1 protein-coding gene is annotated in these 914 nt (G+C 62.8%); it reads right to left on the bottom strand.

Features of this window, described 5'->3' with window-relative positions; genetic code table 11:
• The coding region (locus tag ACTWP6_RS30320) for an IS630 family transposase (RefSeq protein ID WP_443189640.1) at nucleotides 1-914 on the bottom strand (914 nt) is incomplete at its 5' end.

Below are 914 nucleotides of genomic sequence, written 5' to 3'. Positions count from 1 at the left end.
CTAGTGTCCTGAGTCATTAATTCGGTTGCAGTAGTTGGCGATGCTTGCCAGGATCTGGTCGGCGGTCTTAGTCCAGACGTAAGGCTTGGGGTTGTCGTTCCAGGTGTCGATCCAGGCACGGATATCGGCGTTGAGTTGCCGCACCGAGGTGTGAGTGGAGCGGCGCAGTTTCTTGGTGGTCAGCTCGGCAAACCAGCGCTCGACGAGATTGAGCCACGAGGAGCTGGTCGGGGTGAAGTGCAGGACGAATCTGGGATGGCTTGCCAGCCAACGCTTCACCGCAGGCGTCTTGTGTGTGGAGGCATTGTCGAGGACCAGATGCACATCGAGATCGTCGGGAACTTCGGCATCGATCTTCTTGAGGAAGGCCAGGAACTCGGTGGCCCGGTGCCGGGAGTGCAGCGCGCCGATGACCTTGCCGGTGGTCAGGTCGAGGGCGGCGTACAAGCTGGAGGTGCCGTGGCGGACGTAGTCGTGGCTGGCTCGCGCCGGGGTTCCGGGCAGCATCGGAAACACGGGCTGGGTGCGATTAAGGGCCTGGATCTGCGTCTTCTCATCCACGCAGAGCACCAGCGCCCGCTCCGGCGGGTCCAGGTACAGGCCGACGACATCGCGGACTTTGGCCACGAACAGCGGATCCTTCGATAGCTTCCATGAGTCCTGCTTGTGGGGAGCCAGTCCGAACGCTCGCCAGACCCGCGACACCATCGACTGACTCAACCCCAAATGAGCGGCCATCGAGCGGGTCGACCAATGAGTGGCATCCGGCGGGGTGGTCTCCAGCGTCTTGGTGATCAACGCTTCGATCTGGTCGTCGCCGACGACCCGCGGACGACCCGGGCGAGGCTCGTCAACCAACCCGTCTAGACGTAATTCGACGAACCGGTTGCGCCATCGCCGCACCGTGCCGATCG

It is taken from the genome of Mycobacterium sp. 4D054 (assembly GCF_052245755.1).
Lineage (GTDB): Bacteria > Actinomycetota > Actinomycetes > Mycobacteriales > Mycobacteriaceae > Mycobacterium.
This window is presented reverse-complemented; position numbering and strand designations above follow the sequence as displayed.